The sequence below is a fragment of the Paraburkholderia sp. J10-1 genome (assembly GCF_905220165.1).
Taxonomy (GTDB): domain Bacteria; phylum Pseudomonadota; class Gammaproteobacteria; order Burkholderiales; family Burkholderiaceae; genus Paraburkholderia.
In genome coordinates this window covers 339,765-355,710 of sequence record NZ_CAJMYW010000007.1, presented here as the reverse complement: position 1 = coordinate 355,710, position 15,946 = coordinate 339,765, and the positions used below count along the sequence as shown (strand labels likewise).

Genomic DNA, 15,946 nt, shown 5'->3' with positions numbered 1-15,946 from the left:
TCGACTCGCCTTCCTGCCGCTTCGTCCCAATCACTACCACGTTCACGAGATCTCGACCCCATTTATTTCATGATTGGCGTAATTCGACGGCAATCCTCAACCTTTTCGCTAGCAGGCGTGCGCGATTGTTAATGCAGCCGCAACACTGAATTCGTTCTATTGGCATGGACTTTCGATAGAACGATCCTAAACTGCTACCTCATGTCACGGCGGCCACGATGGCCGCGGTGCAGGCAAAGCGAAACAGCTTCTGAAGCTGGCGGACGTGGACAATCCGGCGCGCGATCGCGCCCGATCTTGTCCCTGCGACGCACAGGCGTTTCGCCCAGTTTCGATGCTCGAACATGAGGTGGTGCGATGCTCCAAATTCTCGAAGGTGCCTCGGTCATTGCGGCCGTCATCCTGTATCTGATTCCTTCCATCGAAGCCGACGCGCGCGGGCACAAGGACGCGTTTGCGATCACGATGGTCAACATCCTGCTCGGCTGGACCGTCGTTGGCTGGTTCGCGGCGCGCGCCTGGGCGCATAGCCGCAACGAACAGCGGCGGCTGCCGCGCGCGGCGAAGCGAGTGCTTCACACAGCCGGGCGCGTGACGACGCAGAACCTCGTGCAGCATGCGAAGTTGCGTATGGCGCTGGAGTCCCGCAAGGCGGCGGCCAAACGCGGCGCGGAGGTCGTGTATTCATGAGCGCGTCGGAACAGTTTGACGGCGTCGCGAAGTCGCCGTCGCGCATCACGCAGTTGTTGCCAAGGGTATTCGTTTCACTTGCTGCCGCTTGCACGGTGCTCGCGGGATGCGCTTCGGCCGGCAATGTCACTACGGCGGATCGGCAGGACACGTTCGTCGTTTCGGCCTCGGCGTCCGGCGGGCGCCTCGCCTGGGCGCGCGCCCACAAGCGCGCCGTGACCGCGGCGTCCGACTATTGCGAGACCCGCGGCATGCAGGCGAGCCTCGGCATCGAACAAATGGACGGTTTCGAGGCGCTGCAGCAGCAGGCTTCCACGATCCGTTTCGAGTGCCATCCGAAGCTTTGAGGTGCTCGCTACCTTAGCGAATCACAAAAGTCTCCGTGCGCGGCCCATACCATTTCGTGACTTCGGAATGGGCTGTCAATCTGGACGACTTCAGAATCGGGCTCGTGACGCGATACAGCTGGTCTGGGTCGGGGCCGTACATGTACAGATACCCGTCGTTGCCATCGACGTGAATTTCGGTTTCGCCGAGTTCGCCGGCGTCCGCGCGCTTGATCGCGCTTGCCAGCCGCTGTTCGAGCGCGTGGATCTGGAGGCGGTCTTTCGGGTAGTAATCGAAATGGACCATCATGGCCGGTGCGGGCGGCTTTTGTGCGGGTTCGGCCGCGGCGTTGCCTGCGGCGAGTGCGATGAATAAAAGCGCGGTGATGGCTTTTCGGCTTGTCGGCATGGGCGGATTTCGTCGGCGAAACATCGCGTGATGTTCGCATACCGAGAGGGCGGCGTGGGGCGGCCTCATCGGTCTCGCCACGTTCTTCGACGGTTTGGACGTCATCGCGATTGCCGCGACGCTGCCGATCCTGATCCAGAAGTGGCATCTCACGCCGTGGGAGATCGGTTTTCTGATCGCTTCGGGTTCGGTCGGGCAGTTGTTCGGCGCGTTCCTGTTCCCGTGGCTCGCGGAACGCCACGGCCGCGTGCGCGCGATTGCGTGGAGCTCGGGCATTATCGGCGTGACCAGCATTGCGTGCGGATTGGCGCCGAGTTTCGCCGTGTTCGCGGCGTTGCGTGTGGTGCAAGGCTTCGGCTTGGGCGGCGAGCTGCCCGTGGCCGCGACGTATATCAACGAGGTTAGCCGCGCTCACGGCCGCGGACGCTTCGTTCTCCTCTACGAGATCGTGTTCCCGGTTGGCCTGCTCGCTTCGAATGCGCTGGGCGCGTGGCTCGTGCCGCGCTTCGGCTGGCAGATCATGTACTTCATTGGCGGGATGCCGCTCGTGCTGTTCTTCGTGCTGCGCAAGCTCGTGCCCGAGTCGCCGCGCTGGCTCGCGGAACGCGAACGCGTGCAGGAAGCGGATCGCGCGGTGAGCGCGTTCGAGCGTACCGCGAAAGGTCCGCTCGCCCCGGTCACGAACGCCGCCGAATTCGACGCGCTCGTGGCGCGCCACCCCAAGCGTAGCGTGAAGGACTTGTTCGGGCCCGCGTATCGCAAGCGCACGCTCGCGGTGGCCATGCTCTGGATCACCTGCGGTTTTATCCAGTACGGGCTTTCGACCTGGCTGCCCACGATCTATCGCACCGTTTATCACGCGCCGTTGCAACTCGCGCTCAATCTCGCGGTCGCGGCCTCGGTGCTCGGCGTGCTCGGCTCGCTCGGCTCGCTCGCTTGCGCGCTGCTGGTCGACAAGGTGGGCCGCAAGCCCGTGATCAACGTCTCCTTCGTGCTTTGCGCGGTCTCTCTGGTGCTGGCTGGCGTGTGCCATGCCATGTCGGTTTATGTAGTCGCGACGTTTTGCGCGCTGGCGCTCGGCCTGCTCGCTAGTGGGTTTATTACCGCTTACGTCTACACGCCTGAGTTGTACCCCACTAGCATCCGTGCATTGGGGTGCGGCGTGGGCGGCGCGTGGCTGAAGGTGGCCGCCATTTTCGCACCGACGATAGTTTCGAAGACGATGATCGGCGGCAATCTCGACGTCGCGTTCTATATTCTCGCCGCGGTGCCATTCCTCGCGGCCGTGACGGTGCATTTTCTCGGCATCGAGACGAAGGGGAAGGTGCTCGAACAACTGGAGGCGTGAGCGCTACGACGCGCTGGCGCGAGTGCCAAACCGGTGGCAAGGACGGGTGTGTTGCGGCCGAACGATGTATCCTGTGCGAAGCATGGTTCTACAAGTGCGAATCGGTCTTGTACGGGAAGGAGGCGTCATGGAACCGCAACAGCCGTCAACAAACTCCACACCGCAACAGCAGGAATTCGACTTTTACATCAACCTCGCTAAACCGACGCTTGGGCTATATGTGCGCAAAGGCATGGGGTTGCCGGACCTTGCCAACCCGAAGGAGTGGCAGTTTTCCGGGCACATCTGGCAAAGCGAACTCAATGGCGAAACGCTCAAGAATCTTGAGGCGAACGGGCATGCGTTCCAGGAACTCGGGGCGTGACAGAGGGGTCCTGCCCGATCTGAGAAAGACGCAACGGTTGTCCATATCATGAATGCGTACCCCGATTAGAGTCATCCACTGTCAATGCGCCAAGCAGACCTGGCACGCACCGTTTCATGATTTCAGCGACTGTGCGCACGCGCATCGGAATGGGCCGCTGCGCTCGAATCAGTAGGTGCAGTTCCTGGTATGGAATGTTGTGTTGTGGTAGCAGTGGCACGAGTTGAGACACCGTGTATGTCTCGCGCGAGGCGGGGATGTTTTTCACAACGGTGAATCGGGCGAAGCTGAAAGGCATGTTTGAGTTATCGATGCGTAGCAAGAGCGCGGGCGTGTCTTTTTGGAATTGATATCAACGATTGCGGCGCCGAGGGCTAAAAATGTCGGTTTAACCACCGGGCGCCGCCTCAATTCGAATTAGTTAGCTGGCGTTCGGACCAGACTCCTTTTCACTACGTTTTTTGCGTCCCTTGCCGGTCACGGTTCCCCCCGAAGGCGCGGTCGAAGCAGCGTCGTCCGTTTTGGCGCTCGCGCCATTGCCCGTCTTCGGTTCAGGCGTGGCGGAAGACTGCACCTTGTTGAATCTCACTTCCTCATCTTTCTTGTCATAGTCGATTTCCACGCTGTCGCCGGATTTCAGCGTGTCTCCGAGTATTTCCTTTGCGAGCCGGGTCTCGACTTCCTGGCGGATTTGCCGTTTCAGCTCGCGAGCGCCGAACTCCGGTTGATAGCCGACTTCGACCAGATGGTCGACCAGCGACCCGCCCACCTTAAGCGTGATGTCCTGCGCGGCCGCAGTCCGAACGACACGGTCGAGCTGAATTTGTACGATCGCGCGAATATTCTCCTTTGAAAGCGAGTGGAACACGATAATGTCGTCGATTCGGTTGAGAAACTCTGGCCGGAAGTGGCCCTTGAGCACTTTCATCAGCTCGTCACGCACCTCCTTTTCGCTCTTGCGTTTCGCCTCAGGCTGTTCGAGGTTCTCCATGATGATCGAGGCGCCCAGATTGCTCGTGGCGATGATGATCGTGTTGCTGAAATCGACCACACGGCCCTTTCCGTCGGTGAGACGCCCGTCGTCGAATACCTGCAGAAGCACGTTGTAGACGTCCGGGTGCGCCTTCTCGATCTCATCGAGAAGGATCACGCTGTACGGACGCCGCCGCACGCGCTCGGTGAGCTGTCCGCCTTCGTCATAACCCACGTATCCCGGTGGCGCGCCGATCAGCCGCGCGACGGCGTGGCGCTCCATGTACTCGCTCATGTCGATCCGGATAATTGCCTGTTCGTCTCCAAAGACGCTTTCCGCAAGGGCTTTCGCGAGTTCGGTCTTGCCAACACCCGTCGGTCCGAGGAACAGGAAATTCGCAATGGGCCGGTGCTCCTGGCCCAGGCCCGCGCGCGACAAACGCACGGCATCGCTCACAGCGACAACCGCGTCGTCCTGGCCGACCACGCGCGCTCTCAGCGTCTCCTCCATCTTCAGCAGCTTTTGGCGCTCTTCCTGCGTGAGTTCGGCAACAGGAATGCCGGTCAGGCGCGAGACGACCTCGGCGACGGAAGCCACGGTCACTTCCAGCGTTTCCGTGCCTGTCTTGCGCTGCCATGCCTCCATCTGCTCATCGAGCTGTTTCTGTTTCTCGTTGATGCGTTCTTCAAAGGCCTTTGCTTCGTCGAAACGCTTGCGCGACGATGCATAATCCTGCTCGCGCTTGAGCTGCGCAACTTCCGCCTCCAGCTCCTGGATGTCGGCCGGCCGCGACGTGGCGCCGATGCGCACGCGTGCGGCAGCCTGGTCGATCAGATCGATGGCCTTATCGGGGAGAAAACGCGAGGTGATATAGCGGTCGGCGAATTCTGCCGCAGCAACGAACGCGTCATCGGAGAACGTCACCTGATGGTGTGCTTCAAGTTTGTCGCGCAGGCCGCGCAGGATAACGATGGTTTGCTCGACGCTTGGCTCCGGCACGAGAACGGGTTGGAAACGACGCTCCAGCGCCGCGTCTTTTTCGATGTACTTCTGATATTCGTTCAGTGTCGTCGCGCCGATGAGGCTCAATTCGCCGCGCGCGAGTGCGGGTTTCAGCACATTCGCTATGTCGAGGCCGCCTTCGCCGCCGCCTTGGCCAGCGCCAACGATCGTATGCAGCTCGTCGATGAACAGTATGAGTTCATCTTGCTTGGCTGTCACCTCGTCGATCAATTGCTTCGCGCGCTCCTCGAATTCACCGCGGTATTTCGCGCCGGCGACCATCGAGTTGATATTGACTTCCACGAGGCGTTTGCCGCGCAGGACCTCAGGTACGTCACCGTTGACCACGCGCTGCGCGAGTCCTTCGACAATCGCGGTCTTGCCCACGCCCGGTTCGCCGATGAGCACAGGGTTGTTCTTCTTGCGGCGCGCCAGCACCTCAATCGTGCTTTCGATTTCCTGAGCGCGGCCGAGCACCGGGTCGAGCTTGCCCTGGCGCGCGAGCGCAGTGAGGTCCCGGCCGAACTTGTCGAGGTTCGGCGTACCGGTAGGCGTTTCGACGCGTCCATCTTCGGCACCCTTGCCGACCACCTTGACTACTTTCTGGCGCAGCGCCTCGGGTGTTACGCCATACTTCTTGAGCAGCGTGCCAGCCAGGCTTTCCGGTACGGCGGCGAGGCCGATCAGCAGATGCTCAGGGCCCACGTACGAATGGCCGAGGTCGCGAGACGCCTGGAAAGCAAACTGAAAGGCCTTTTTCAGACGCGGCGATACCGTCATTCTCTCGAGCGATTCATCGTCGCTGGCCGTGCCGTGTTTGGCGTGTTCGTCGATATAGCGCTTGATATCCTGCGGCGAGAGTTTCAGCTCTTTGAGTAGCGCCGCGCACACGTCGGTATCGGCGAGCACATAAAGCAGATGCTCGGTATCGAGTTCGGTGCGGTGTAATTCGTGAGCTTTTTCGGCGGCGCGTTGCAGTAACTCCATGGTTTGCTCGCTGAACGCGTCCGTAGCGTCGACGGACTCCCGAGGCACGCTTGCACTCATTCCGGTTTCATCGCCGAATTCACCGAGCAAACCTGAAAAGTCGCCTCCACCGCCGAGCAGCGAATCGAACGGATTGAGCATGCTTTGATGGCGCATCAACTGTCGATAGTGATAGTCGCAGATCGACAGAGACTTGCGCTCGCCGTTCTCGGTCACGACGACTCGCGCGACAGCGGGGCGAGCGTGGCAGATATCGCAGAGTGTAGGCATGATCGAAGCACCTTTAACCGTTTGAAGTTGTCCTGAAGAAGTCAGCGTGTGCCGGCCGTGCCACTGAATAGGCAAGCGGAGCCGACGCTTCGCTTGTCAGCATCCAGAAAGTGACTGCTTCGCGCAGGTACAGCCTGATCGTCGTGTCCGTTCGATCAAGTTAGCCGGAACGGTCCTCGCTGAGATGGAGTTCATAGTCGCCCGCAAGCAGCGCCGATATCAGACGAGAGCGCGAGGGAAGCCAAAAAGGGACAATTTGACGATTGAATATTATTGTTGAATTCGGCGGATGTGAACCTCTGCCCATCCGATACTTTATATCGGGGAGATTCAGGTCGATCTTATTGTGCGTGCGATATCAGGTATCGGATTGACAGGAAGAAACCGATCTTTCGTGTCGCAGTTTGGATGTACGATTTCCCAAACGCGGAGACAGATACGTCGTATTGGGTAAAGCGGCTGCAACGAAGAACCGAACGTTTCGACGGCACACCGCGAGGCGTGGCGTTTGCCGATCCATGGCGTGCGTATACAGCGAGCTATATACTCTCAATGCATGGTCTCGATTTTGATTTCGTCAGCGTGCCGGGCGACGCATTTCCACGCCGCGCTGTGACGCACGATTTTGCAGTGGTGCGAAGGGCCTTCCGTACGATTTCCGAGCTTGGCACACAGATCACGCACGGGAATCACGGCCGATAAATACGGTGGGGCACGTTGCCGGGTCCGACGTTGATCCAATCGCTCTTTCGGGGGTTCAATGATGAAAGTGGATAACGAAGCGAGTGCGCGTGTTGAAGAACGTAAAAAGACCGGCCCGCATCTGACCAAGCACGAGCATGTGGGGCTGAACGGCAGGATTGCCGTCGCCATCACTAATGTTGTCGGAACGATGTGGTGCGCCTACGTTTTTGCAGCGATTGCGCTTGTGAGCTTGCCGTCGGCTATCCAGGGTGGCGTTTCGACTCTGGTCGCGTGGGTCGCACAGACATTTTTGCAGCTCGTACTGTTATCGGTAATCATGGTCGGCCAGAAGGTGGCGGCTGCGGCATCGGATAAGCAGGCCTTGCAGACCTACAAGGACGCCGAGGCACTTCTGAAGCTGCAGGATGAGATGCGTAAGCTCATTGAAGTCAACAATACGCTAACCGAAGCCATTCATCGCGCGGTACAGGAAATGCGAACCTCGACGACGGGACAGCCGTCCGCGTTGGGGGATACACGGCCATCAACGTGAATGTCAATGGAGGCAGCGCATGGCTCCGACCGAAAGTATGACGTGCTACGGCTTTCAGATAACGGCACAATCCCGCGAGAACGAGCGGGGCGGCTGGATCGCGCACGTGGAGATTCGTCACGCTGGCCGTTTGTTTGCTACGTGTAGCCCGGACACCGTGCAACCGGAATGGTTGACGCAGGCGGAGGCCAATCGTGACGGCATGGAGCGCGCCTGCAAATTCATCGGTCGCATAAAAAATGACCTTCAGGATCGGTCGTGGGTAGCCGTTCGCGAGCATGCTGAACGCTGGTTCTTCAGGCTTGAATGCACCCAGGAAGCGGAGCAGATCGTTCGCGATCTGAATGCACTTTGATGTAACTAACGACTGTTCAAGCTAGCCAACAGAATGCTCGCGTCATGGATCGGCGTTTCGATATTCACTATTGGGCCAGTGCCTCGGAGAGGTAGCTCCTGAGTGTGTCGACGATTCTGCGAACCCGCACCGCAATTGGACGCTGGGGCTGGATAAGCAGGTTCAGTGCCAGTGCAGGCACTTCATACTGCGGGAGCACCCGCACCAGCTCGCCTGTCTCGAGGGCGCCCTTGATGGCCGGTGCCTCTAGCACACCGAGCCCGAGTCCTGACAAAACCATTTCATACATCGGGCGCCAATGCGTGGTCTTGATCATTGTCTGAATCGGAGCACTGTCGATGGGCGCACCATCTCGCGAGAGGGGTAGCAGGTCCGCGTCGAAAGCGCCCTTCACGCGAATCAGGTTGTGTCCTGTGAGATCCGCCAGATCGTCGATCGCGTCGTGCCGCTTCAGATAGTCCGGCGAAGCGACTAGTACGCGCTCGATCTCACCAATCGGCCAGGCGATGTACGCACCGTCGCCAGGTTGTCCGAGACGAAACGAGATGTCGACGCCCTCGGTGACAAGGTCGGTGATCTTGTCGTTGAGCACGAGTTCGATGTCGATGCGCGGATAGCTTTCACGGATTCGCTTCACGCCTTCGGGCAGAAGCGTTTCACCGAAGCAGTGTGGCGCTGCAATACGAATCGCCCCCTTCACTGCCTGCTCGTCATTCGACACTTCGGCCACGGCTTGCTCCACGGCGCCTAGCACTGCTTTGCTGCGTTCATGGAAGATGATCCCCTCAGGCGTGCACTTGAAAGCACGTGCGTTGCGTTGCAGCAGGCGACATCCGAGGTACTTCTCGAGCCGCTCGATGCGCTCACTCACGGCCGGCTGGCCGATGTCCAGATCCCTTGCTGCGCCCGAGATGCTCCCTCTTTCGACCACTCTCACGTAAATCCGCATGGCCTCCAGCAGGTTCACCGTGCGTTCCTTGCCGTGGCCGGTGGTATTCGCGGTGCGTCCTTCAGTAAATGGCGTTGACATACGATTCCTCTCATTGCTTTAACTCCGATTCTTGCGTCGCGTCTTGCAGAGGCGACGTGGCGATGGGGTAAGAGTAAGAGGAGTCATTCATGCGCGGAGCGCACAAATCGCGCTCGCTGAGTAGAGTACAGTTTTGATGCGGCGCGTACAGCGTGAGCACATAGATAACAGTTGACGTTCCGGCGAGAGTCGAACTGTTATGGAAGCCTGTGGTGCGATTCGTTCCTGGAGGCAAAGAGAAGGGCGTCATTCCGGATACGCTTTCCGGTGAACACTGCCGCCATAACCGCTTACGACATTGTCCACAACAAAGGGGGAAGGTTCGTCCGCTTCGAGTATGACCGCAGCGGAGCCGGGCGTCAGCTTCGCCGAAATCGCGTTCACCAGTTCGCTGTCAAGCAACTCACGCAGCGCATGCGCGGTCAATCCTGCGCTTGCACCGACGACAAAGCCAAGAATCGAGCCGGCCGGGCCGCCCAGCAAGCCGATGAGCGCGCCTGTCGCCGCGCCGATCGTCGTTCCCCAGAAGGACCGTGATTGCCGCTCGAGAACGGACAACTTTCCATCGGTACTCTTTTCCACCACGACGCCGCTGTGGATCATGAACCCTTGTCCTTTTTCTGCGTAGTCCTTGAAGTCCTGACACGCTTTTTCGGCGATAGCGGAATCATTGAAAACAGCGACAATTAAGTTGTTGGCCATGGCACATTAACTCGGGTTCGGTTTCTATTCAGAGTAGGCGGTAGTCGTACGAAAATCTAGTGAGATGAATTTCCAATACATCGTATCGGATTGGCAGTGATTTTATTCGCGCTACCCGTAAGTGAGCGGTGGAGAGAAAATTAACGCTACGATTTCCTCTGCGAAATCTGGCTTCTCGCTACTGCTTACTCAAGTAAGCTGATAAGGTCGAATGGGTGCAACCGGATCGGGAACAGGGCATCCACACAGCTCGAGAACGGAGCGTTCAATATTGCGCGACATGGCGTCGAGTGCGAGCGCGTTGGGCGCCACGCTGAACGGATCGGCGACTTCACTCGCAATGGCTTCGAGCGCAATCAGCGTATACGCAATGAAAACGCACAGTAGCGGCGTAAAAAACTCCGTGGAATCCACCAGCCCAAAAGGCAGCAAAATGCAATAGGCGTAGACGGTACGATGCAGCAGCACGTTATAGGCGAATGGAATTGGCGTCGAGGCGATACGCTCGCAGCCACCCAATGCTTTGCCCAATTCGTCGAGTTGTGCATCGAGCATCCATAACTTCGTATCGGGCGTATGAACGCGATGCTGAGGGATCGAGAGTTCGCGCCGTATTTCGTTGAGAATGGCCACCGGTCTATAGATCTGGCTGCACACCGTCTCAGCCTGCTCGCGGCCAAGAAGACGCTGAAGGTCCGTCGTGGGATCGGTGCCCCGCAATTCATGCTTGATCGCGTAAACGAATGCGACTATCTGCTGCGCGATGCGCAAGGTGTCAGCGCGTTCCGGAATGTAGCAAAGCATTTGCGAAGTCAGCGTGCGCGAAGCGATCAGCAAGTTGCCCCAAAGATGCCGCGCTTCGTTGAAGCGCTCGTAGCTGGCGTTATTTCGAAACGCGAGGAAGATAGCCAGTGCGACGCCGAACAGTGTGAAGGGCGCAGTGTTGAGCGGAATCTTTTCTCCAAACACTCGCCCGTGCGTGAAGACCGCAAGCGTACTCACGACTGCCATGAAGCACAGTTGGGGAATGATTGATGACAGAACCGATCCGTTCCAGACGAACAGCAGCCGGAACCAGTTTTCCCGTGGCCGGACAATCATGATGGCCTTTTATTTTCTGGAGTATTGAAGTACGGTTGCCTGGTCATAGGGCGCGCGCAATCACTTAGTGCTCTTCGCTGGCGCATGCGTAAGTCCTTCCGGTCTTGCCTGCGTCAGCGCTTTCCATGCCCTTCAGTGATAGCCGTGGTCTCCTTCGCGAACCTTGCCCCGGAACACGCGATATTGCATGGCGTTGTAGACAATAATGATTGGTAGCACGATGACCGTGCCTACGAGGGCGAACAGCTGGCTCGAATGGCTGGACGACGCGTCCCAGATTGTGAGCGAGGGGGGCACGATGTACGGCCAGATGCTGATGATCAGTCCGGTGTAGCCGAGAAAGCAGATCGCGAGCGAAAGGAGGAAAGGCATCGCTTCGTGGCTCCGGTTCAGCGAGCGGTAGATGCCCAACGTGCACAGCACCACGAGAATCGGCACCGGCAGGAACCAGCCGAGATTGCCGCTGAAGAACCAGCGCTGTCGCACGGCGGGCAGTCCGAGCACGGTCCAGAGGCTGACGATGGCAATCGCCAGGAGCAGCACGGCAAGGAGCGGACGCATCACCTGGCGCATCTTGCGCTGCAGCTCGCCGTCGGTCTTCAGGATCAGCCAGCCGCAACCAAGCGTCGCATACGTGAGCAATACGCCGAAACCGCAGAACACGCTAAACGGCGAGAACCAGTCGAACGGATCGCCCGCGAACTTGTCATCGACTATCTTGATGCCCTGCAAGAGCGATCCAAGCGTGACGCCCTGGCACATTGCGGCGAGCGCGGAACCACCGATAAACGCGAGATCCCACGCATGTTGCGTACGCGTGGCTTTCGCGCGCAACTCGAAGGCCGCGCCGCGAAAAATCAGGCCGACCACCATGAGAATGAGCGGCATGTAGTTGGCGGGCAGCAACGTCGAGTAGACCACGGGAAAGGCCCCATAAAGACCGGCGCCGCCCAGCACGAGGAAGGTTTCGTTTCCATCCCACACCGGCGCAACGGTATTGAGCATCACCTCGCGTTCAACCTTGCCTTCGAAGAACGGAAACAGCAGGCCGATGCCCAGATCGAAGCCGTCGAGCATCACGTAGATAAAAACGCCGAGACCGATGATGGCGGCCCAGATCACAGGAAGATCGATTTGCATGGCCTCAGTCCCCCACTACAGCGTCGAGTGCACGATTGTGCAATCCCGGATACTTGAGCGATTCGACACTTTCGACCCCGGTAGCGGGTCCCTTTTTCATCATCTTGAGCATGTAATAGACGCCGGTTCCGAAGACGAGGAAATAGACGATCACGAAGATAAGCAGCGAAACGCCGGCTTGCTGCGCGCCGATGGGCGACACCGAATCGATTGTGCGCACGATGCCGTATACGGTCCATGGCTGCCTGCCCACTTCGGTCGTGATCCAGCCGGCCAGTAGCGCGAGGATTCCGGACGGTCCCATGCAGAATACGAACCATTGAAACCAACGCGCTTCATAAAGTCGCCCGCCGCGACGCAGAAAGAGTCCCACCACGGCGGTCAGCAGCATGAGCATGCCGAGCCCCGCCATGATGCGGAACGTCCAGAAAATGATTGGCGAGAACGGACGATCCTCGGGTGGAAACTCCTTGAGGCCGCGAATTTCACCGTTCCAGCTATGTGTGAGAATCAGGCTGCCGAGATGCGGCACTCTGATCGCGAAACGTGTCACTTCCGCATTCATGTCCGGAAAGCCGACCAGATTGAGCGCGGTGCCGCCGTGCTCCGTTTCCCAGAGTCCTTCAATCGCGGCGATCTTCGCTGGTTGATACTCGCGTGTATTGAGACCGTGCGCGTCGCCGACCACAATCTGAATGGGTGCGAGAAACAGCAATATCCACAGCGCCATCGAGAAACTGCGCTTTACCGGCACGTCGCGCCGCCCCTGCAGCAAATGCCACGCGCCGCAAGCCGCCACGATGAAGGCGGCCACGATAAACGCGGCGATGGTCATATGCGCGAGACGAAACGGGAACGAAGGATTGAAAATCACTTTCCACCAGTCCACCGGCACGATGCGGCCATTCAGGATCGCGTAGCCTTGGGGCGTTTGCATGAAGCTGTTCGACGAGAGAATCCAGAATGTCGAAATGAGCGTGCCGATCGCGACCATGAGTGTGGCGAAGAAATGCGCCTTCGGGCTCACACGACTCCAGCCGAACAGCATCACACCGAGAAAACCGGCCTCCAGGAAGAACGCAGTCAAGACTTCATAGGTCAGCAGCGGACCCGTGATATTGCCCGCAATCGTCGAGAATCCGCTCCAGTTCGTGCCGAACTCGTAAGCCATCACGACGCCCGAGACCACACCCATGCCGAATCCCACCGCGAAGATTTTCGACCAGAAGCGGTACATGTCTTTATAGGCCGCATCGCCCGTGAGCAATAGACGCCATTCGAGCACGGCGAGAAAGCTCGCCATGCCTATGCTGATCGCCGGAAACACAATATGAAACGAAACGGTAAATGCGAACTGCAGCCTGGCGAGATGAAATGCGTCGAAGATGTCCATGATTCTTTTGCGCTCCTGGTGACGATTGCATCTGCATGCCAGAGACATTCCGGCAGGGAAGGCGGGGCGCCCGCCCGGACTACCGGAACTGAATAAGACTAGGTTCCCGCCGCGCGCACCACGCGCACGGGCACAGACTTATAGGAGGGCGTTCCACTCTCCTTGTCGATATAGTCAAGCGGAACAAGCACGTTGGCTTCCGGGTAATAAGCCGCTACGGAACCGCGCGCGATGCTATACACGATGGCGGTGATGTTCTTCAGCCGTAGCGTGCGACCCGACGTGACCGTTTCGATATCGACAAGATCGCCGTGCTCGATGCCGTACGCGGCCATGTCGTCGCCGTTCATGAAGAGCACGTCGCGCCGGCCAAACACGCCGCGATAGCGGTCATCCATCGCGTAAATTGTCGTGTTGTACTGATCATGGCTGCGAATCGTGATCAGGCGCAGCACGTTCTGGGCCCCCAACACGTCGGCATCTTCCTTCACGCCTCCATAAACGGAGAATTCGGCCTTGCCCGATGGCGTGTGCCACTGGCGTTCGGTTGGCGGAAGCGGCAAGCGGAATCCGCCCGGAACGCGAATGCGTCGGTTGAAGTCCTCGAAGCCGGGCACGGTCTGCTCGATCAGATCGCGGATCTTGTCGTAGTCGGCGATAAGCTCCATCCACGCCACTTTCGTATTGGGCATCGTGGCGCGCGCCATGCCTGCAACGATAGCGGGTTCGGAGCGAAGCTGGTCGGAAGCGGGGGTGAGCTTGCCGGCCGAAGCGTGCACCATGGACATCGAATCTTCCACCGTGATGGATTGGCGTCCGCTGCTCTGCATATCGAGTTCCGTACGACCGAGGCACGGAAACACATACGTCTCTTTCGAAACGAGCAGGTGCGTACGATTGAGCTTTGTGCCGATGTGGACGCCCAGGTCGAGCGCGGCCATCGCGGGGAACGACTGCTCGGAGTCGGGCAGCGCAACCGCGAAATTGCCTCCCAGGCACAGGAGCGCCTTGGCCTTGCCATCGATCATCGCTTGCATGGCTTGCACCGCGTCGTGACCGTGTCCGTCGGGCGGTGTGAATCCGCAGGCATTTTCGATGAGCTTGAGGAACGCTTTCGACGGCTTCTCGGTGATCCCAACGGTGCGGTTGCCTTGCACGTTCGAATGCCCGCGCAGCGGACAAATGCCGGCGCCGGGCTTGCCGAAATTGCCGCGCAGCAACAGCAGATCCGCAATCAGGCGCACGTTGGCCGTGCCTTTATTGTGCTGGGTGACGCCCATGCCGTACGTGACGATCGTCGCGTTCGATTTCGCATAGGCGATCGCCACATGCTCGAGGTCGGGGCGCGTGAGGCCGCTGGCCTTCTCGATGTCTTCCCATGAGGTTGCTTCGAGATCCGCGGCGAAAGCGTCGAAGCCTTCGGTATGCTGCGCAATGAACGCCTTGTCGAGTACGCCGCCTTGCTCCGCCTCCATTTGCAGCAAGACCTTCATGACGCCCTTGAGCGCGGCCGCGTCACCGCCGGCGTCCAGCTGGAAGTAGGTGGATGCGATGCGGGTCGAACCGAACGTCGCCATTTCAATCATGCTTTGCGGATCGGCAAAACGCTCGAGTGCTCGCTCGCGCAATGGATTGAAGACGATGATGGGCACGTTGCGTCGCGAAGCTTCGTGCAAGGTGCCCATCATGCGCGGATGGTTCGTGCCAGGGTTGTGGCCGATGGAAATGATCAGCTCGGTCGAATCGAAATCTTCGAGCGAGACCGTTCCTTTTCCGATTCCGATCGATTGCGGCAGGCCAACGCTGGTCGGCTCGTGACACATGTTCGAGCAATCGGGGAAATTGTTCGTTCCGTACTCGCGCGCGAAAAGCTGATACAAAAACGCAGCCTCGTTGGACGCGCGCCCGGACGTATAGAACTCAACCTGATCCGGTGAGAGCGAGCGCAGGATTTCGCCGATGCGCGCGAAGGCGTCTTCCCAATCGACGGCGCGAAACGTGTCGCTTGCGCGGTCATAGACGAGCGGATGGGTGAGCCGTCCCATGTCTTCGAGCTCATAGTCCGTTTTCTGCAGCAGCGAGGTGACGGTGTTCGCAGCGAAGAATTCCGGTGTCACCCGTTTCGTCGTGGCTTCCCAGGTCACAGCCTTCGCACCGTTCTCGCAGAACTGGAAGGTGGAACGGTGCTCCTTGTCGGGCCATGCGCAGCCGGGGCAGTCGAAGCCATCGGGTTGATTGGTCCGCATCAGCGTGATGGGCGCCTCGATGCTTTCCATTTGATCGTGAATCGCCTGCGCGGTTGCTTTGAGTGCGCCCCATCCACCAGCCGGGCCAGTGTAGGGATGAACGCCGGGCACATCACGTAGTTTCGTCATGGGAAACTCCATTGGGTTTTCTACGCATGCAGCGCAAGGCCGGAGCAACGCCGCACCAGGATCGCACGGGTCTGAGGATTGTTGTCTGGCGTGTCACGGTTGATTTTAGGCAATCCCGAATTCGGAACAAGAATTAAATCTTCAAGTTCGAATTTTTATTTTCCCGTTATGTATATTTGAATATCTCGATCTTCGATCTTCAGCACGCACATTCGCGTGAGGGCTGTTGAAGCGAAGAGCGAAT

14 protein-coding genes and 1 pseudogene are annotated in these 15,946 nt (G+C 58.9%); 6 read left to right on the top strand and 9 right to left on the bottom strand.

What is annotated here, in order from left to right; all coding sequences use genetic code 11:
* Positions 1–199: 199 nt before the first annotated feature.
* Complete coding sequence (locus U5A65_RS23260) at positions 200–346, bottom strand: hypothetical protein (protein WP_321936573.1); 147 nt, start codon at positions 344–346, stop codon at positions 200–202.
* Between the two features lie 11 nt (positions 347–357).
* Here U5A65_RS23260 and U5A65_RS23255 point away from each other — a divergent pair, with 11 nt between their 5' ends.
* Positions 358–690: a superinfection immunity protein gene (locus U5A65_RS23255; RefSeq protein WP_321910225.1), complete on the top strand. Its 333-nt coding sequence runs from the start codon at positions 358–360 to the stop codon at positions 688–690.
* Positions 687–1,037: a hypothetical protein gene (locus U5A65_RS23250; protein WP_321947613.1), complete on the top strand. Its 351-nt coding sequence runs from the start codon at positions 687–689 to the stop codon at positions 1,035–1,037. Before U5A65_RS23255 ends, U5A65_RS23250 begins: the two co-directional genes overlap by 4 nt.
* 13 nt (positions 1,038–1,050) lie before the next feature.
* Here the strand turns inward: U5A65_RS23250 and U5A65_RS23245 are convergent, their stop codons facing one another.
* A complete protein-coding gene (locus U5A65_RS23245; protein WP_321947612.1) occupies positions 1,051–1,425 on the bottom strand; it encodes a hypothetical protein in 375 nt (124 codons plus the stop codon).
* Between the two features lie 64 nt (positions 1,426–1,489).
* Between U5A65_RS23245 and U5A65_RS23240 the strand changes: the two are divergent.
* Positions 1,490–2,773, top strand: a pseudogene (locus U5A65_RS23240) (MFS transporter); the annotation flags it as partial.
* Positions 2,774–2,900: 127 nt separating this feature from the next.
* The gene (locus tag U5A65_RS23235) at positions 2,901–3,137 is read left to right on the top strand and encodes a hypothetical protein (RefSeq protein ID WP_321910192.1); all 237 of its coding nucleotides are present in this window, start codon (positions 2,901–2,903) and stop codon (positions 3,135–3,137) included.
* 421 nt (positions 3,138–3,558) lie between these two features.
* On the opposite strand, the gene U5A65_RS23230 is transcribed toward U5A65_RS23235, so the two are convergent.
* Positions 3,559–6,369, bottom strand: coding sequence for an AAA family ATPase (locus U5A65_RS23230; protein WP_321947610.1), 2,811 nt, complete (start codon positions 6,367–6,369; stop codon positions 3,559–3,561).
* A 760-nt stretch (positions 6,370–7,129) separates the two neighbouring features.
* Between U5A65_RS23230 and U5A65_RS23220 the strand changes: the two genes are divergently transcribed.
* Complete coding sequence (locus U5A65_RS23220; RefSeq protein ID WP_321947608.1) at positions 7,130–7,606, top strand: hypothetical protein; 477 nt, start codon at positions 7,130–7,132, stop codon at positions 7,604–7,606.
* Positions 7,607–7,625: 19 nt separating this feature from the next.
* Positions 7,626–7,961 (top strand): DUF6566 family protein, encoded by a 336-nt coding sequence (locus tag U5A65_RS23215; protein WP_321947606.1) that lies wholly within the window; start codon positions 7,626–7,628, stop codon positions 7,959–7,961.
* Between the two features lie 67 nt (positions 7,962–8,028).
* Here the strand turns inward: U5A65_RS23215 and U5A65_RS23210 are convergent, their stop codons facing one another.
* The 6 genes from U5A65_RS23210 to U5A65_RS23185 form a co-directional block, all read right to left on the bottom strand.
* Positions 8,029–8,928: a LysR family transcriptional regulator gene (locus tag U5A65_RS23210; protein ID WP_321947682.1), complete on the bottom strand. Its 900-nt coding sequence runs from the start codon at positions 8,926–8,928 to the stop codon at positions 8,029–8,031.
* Positions 8,929–9,237: 309 nt separating this feature from the next.
* Complete coding sequence (locus U5A65_RS23205; RefSeq protein WP_321947604.1) at positions 9,238–9,693, bottom strand: DUF1269 domain-containing protein; 456 nt, start codon at positions 9,691–9,693, stop codon at positions 9,238–9,240.
* A 189-nt stretch (positions 9,694–9,882) separates the two neighbouring features.
* The gene (locus tag U5A65_RS23200; protein ID WP_321947603.1) at positions 9,883–10,794 is read right to left on the bottom strand and encodes a bestrophin family protein; all 912 of its coding nucleotides are present in this window, start codon (positions 10,792–10,794) and stop codon (positions 9,883–9,885) included.
* A 132-nt stretch (positions 10,795–10,926) separates the two neighbouring features.
* Positions 10,927–11,934: a cytochrome d ubiquinol oxidase subunit II gene (gene cydB / locus U5A65_RS23195; RefSeq protein WP_321910180.1), complete on the bottom strand. Its 1,008-nt coding sequence runs from the start codon at positions 11,932–11,934 to the stop codon at positions 10,927–10,929.
* Between the two features lie 4 nt (positions 11,935–11,938).
* Positions 11,939–13,327 (bottom strand): cytochrome ubiquinol oxidase subunit I, encoded by a 1,389-nt coding sequence (locus tag U5A65_RS23190; RefSeq protein ID WP_321910179.1) that lies wholly within the window; start codon positions 13,325–13,327, stop codon positions 11,939–11,941.
* Between the two features lie 98 nt (positions 13,328–13,425).
* Complete coding sequence (locus U5A65_RS23185) at positions 13,426–15,702, bottom strand: FdhF/YdeP family oxidoreductase (protein ID WP_321910178.1); 2,277 nt, start codon at positions 15,700–15,702, stop codon at positions 13,426–13,428.
* Between the last annotated feature and the right edge of the window lie 244 nt (positions 15,703–15,946).